The organism is Bradyrhizobium sp., assembly GCF_049691595.1.
Classification (GTDB): domain Bacteria; phylum Pseudomonadota; class Alphaproteobacteria; order Rhizobiales; family Xanthobacteraceae; genus Bradyrhizobium.
In genome coordinates, this window is the sequence record NZ_JBAVNZ010000404.1 from 1 (window position 1) to 2940 (window position 2940).

The following is a 2940-nucleotide window of genomic DNA, read 5'->3' on the forward strand; positions in this document are numbered from 1 at the left end:
GCGCGCGCTTGGGCTCGGCGCCAAATCCTGCATGATCGGCCGCGCCTATGTCTACGGGTTAGGGGCCGCCGGACAAGCCGGCGTCGCCAAGGCGATCGATGTGATCGCCAGGGAGCTGACCACGACCATGGGGCTGTGCGGGGTCAACACCATCGCCGAGATCGACGACCGGGTGATCGCGGTTTAGCAAGTATCAAAGCGTTGCCGCCGCTTCCTCTCTTCCTTCTCCCCTTGTGGGAGAAGGTGGCGCGCAGCGCCGGATGAGGGGTCTCTATCCGCGGAGACATACCCCTCACCCGTCTCGCATCGGTCGATGCGATCCGCCCTCTCCCACAAGGGGAGAGGGGAAGAAAGCAAGGTCACATCGGCGGGGTGATGCCGTCGCGGCCGACATTGACGCGGCCCGCTTCCAGGGTGCCGTCGTCCTTCTTCACCGCGCCGAAGATGATGATCTTGGCGCCGGGCTTGAGTTCGGATTTGTCACCGGCGACGAAGGTGACGATCGGCGTGTCCGGCGGCACCACGACTTTCTTTTCACCGTCCTTGTACTTGACCAGGATATTCTGGCCGTCGGTGCCCTTCACGGTCTCGGCGACGGTGGCATTGGTCATGGTCGAGTTGGCGCGGAGGTCCCAGGGCCGGAATCCTTCGGCCGCGCCGCGCTGGTTTTCCGGGAAGATGTGCACCGCAAGCGCCTTCTGGGTGCCGTCGGGCTCGGGCATCGCGGAGACGCCGATATAGGAACCCTGCTTGATCTCCGACATTTCGGTCCTGGCGACGCCGAACACCGCGACATTGTCGGTCATGCGGACCTTGATGTCGGCTCCATCGCGCGATTTGATCGACAGCATGGCGCCATCGACGGCCTCGATGGTGCCGCGAATCCGAACCGTCGGCGGTTGCTGCGCGAAGGCAGAGCTTCCCAGCACGGCTGCGAGCGCCAGCGACGCCACGACGCGGGGTATCAGCGAAGAAATCTTCGGCATGGTCCGTACTCCTCCCGGGCTTTTTCGATTGAAGTTCGAAACACCACAACGCTGAGGCTATTCCGTGGCGCCGCGCCCCGCCGCCCTCACATCGGCGGCGTCAGCCCGTCGCGGCCGACGCTGACGCGGTTGGTCTCGAGCGAACCGTCCGGCAGCTTTTTCATGAAGGCGATGATCCTGGCGCCCGGCTTGAGATCGGATCTGTCGGCCGGAACGTACGTCACGACCGGCGTTTCGGGCGAGACCAGGACCTTCTTTTCGCCGTCCTTGTATTTGATCAGCAGCGTGTGGCCGTCATTGCCGACGACAGACTGGTCCACCGTCGCATTGGTCATGGTGCTGTTGGGGCGCAGATCGTAGGGACGCGAGCCCTCGCCAGTGCCGCGCATCTCTTCCGGAAATACATGCACCTCGACCGCGTTCTGGCTGCCGTCCGGTCCCGGCACCGTGGTGGTGCCGATGAACGAGCCGACCTTGATGTCGGACAGCGCGATCTTGATGATTCCGACCACCCGGATGTCGCCGGTCATGCGCAGCTTGACGTCCTCGCCGCTGCGCGACTTGACGGCCAGCACGTCGCCATCGACGCCTTCGATGGTGCCGCGGACCCGCGACGGTGTCGGCGGCTGCTGGGCGATTGCGCAGAACGACGAGGCCGCAACCATCGCGACGGCGAACAGCGGGCGAATGAATTGGGAATGGCGAGCGGGCATGAATCGATCTCCGGTGGGCACCACCTAACAATGGACACCGGTGCCGAACCGATATTCCGGTTCAAACCTTTGTGAGATCGGCTTCGATCAAAGCACGAAGTTCCGCCGTCACTTGCGGACGCTGTCCGAACCACAATTCGAAGCCGCGCACCGCCTGATGCAGCAACATGCCGAGCCCATCGGCGGTCTTCAGCCCGCGCGCCCGCGCTGCCGCCAGCAGCGGCGTTTCGAGCGGCACATAGACGAGGTCTGCGACCACGGCGTCGGCGGCAAGCCGGCTGACATCAAGTTCGAGCGCGGGCTGGCCGAGCATGCCGAGCGACGTCGTATTCACCAGCAATCCCGCGCGCGGCAACAGTTCAGCGATCGCCTGCCATGGCGCCGGCTGAACGCGCGCGCCGAATTGATCCGCGAGCAGCCGGGCCCGCTCCGGGGTCCGGTTGACGACATGCACGCGCGCAATGCCGCGCTCGAGCAGCCCGAACACGACCGCGCGCGCCGCGCCTCCGGCGCCGAGCACCAGCGCCTCGGCCGTCTGGTCCCATCCGGGCGCGCAGGCGTCAAGATTGTCGATAAAACCTTCGACGTCGGTATTGGTCGAGCGCAGTTCGCCGCTCTCGTACCACAGCGTATTGGCGGCGCCGACCGCGCGGGCGCGCGCATCCGGCGTCGACAGCGCCAGCGCGCGCTCCTTGTGCGGAATGGTGACGTTGGCGCCGACGAAGCCATGGGCCGACAAATGCGTGACGAACTCGGCAAATCCCTCCGGCGGTACCGCCTCGATATTGTAGCCGCCCTCGATGCCTGATGTCCGCAGCCAGTAATGATGGATCAGCGGCGAGCGCGAATGCGCGGCCGGCCATCCGATCAGGCAGGCGGCGCGGGCTTTGGTTGCGGTGGTCATCGCGCTCAGATCGGACAAGCGGCGGTCGCTGTCAATCCCGCCGCTTCGCGGTAATGGTAGCCACCAATACCGTCCTCCGCACCGATCATCGTGCGCAAGTTACCTCCGCCTGCATTGCCAATCATCACGACCCTCCACCGGAAGGTCATGATTCCCGCTATCTTTACGCCGCCGCCCGATGCGCGGCGATGATCTGGTCGGCGGCGCGGCCGGTGACCTCGGCCATGCGGTCGAACTGCCGGGTGAAACCGCCAGCGCCGGCGGTGGCCGAGCGCAGCTCCACGATCAGGTCGCCGATTTCGGCTTCCGGCATGGTGGCGCGGACACAGTCCCATCC

General features: G+C 65.4%; 5 protein-coding genes. 1 reads left to right on the forward strand and 4 read right to left on the reverse strand.

The genetic code is table 11. The features are described 5' to 3' along the window. The coding region (locus WCE35_RS17300; RefSeq protein WP_424594550.1) for an alpha-hydroxy-acid oxidizing protein at nt 1-187 on the forward strand (187 nt) is incomplete at its 5' end. A gap of 172 nt (nt 188-359) precedes the next feature. Here the strand turns inward: WCE35_RS17300 and WCE35_RS17305 are convergent. The 4 genes from WCE35_RS17305 to WCE35_RS17320 all read right to left on the reverse strand — a co-directional run. After that, nucleotides 360-986 carry a hypothetical protein gene (locus WCE35_RS17305; protein ID WP_424594551.1) on the reverse strand — a complete coding sequence of 209 codons (627 nt, stop codon included), beginning with the start codon at nt 984-986 and terminating at the stop codon, nt 360-362. 86 nt (nt 987-1072) lie between these two features. Next, nucleotides 1073-1651, reverse strand: a complete 579-nt coding sequence (locus WCE35_RS17310) for a hypothetical protein (protein WP_424594553.1) — start codon at nt 1649-1651, stop codon at nt 1073-1075. 109 nt (nt 1652-1760) lie between these two features. After that, entirely contained in the window at nt 1761-2603 is an 843-nt protein-coding gene (locus WCE35_RS17315) for a shikimate dehydrogenase (RefSeq protein ID WP_424594552.1), read from the reverse strand. Nucleotides 2604-2766: 163 nt separating this feature from the next. Then, nucleotides 2767-2940 (reverse strand): hypothetical protein (locus WCE35_RS17320; RefSeq protein WP_424594554.1); only part of this gene is annotated, 174 nt, incomplete at its 5' end.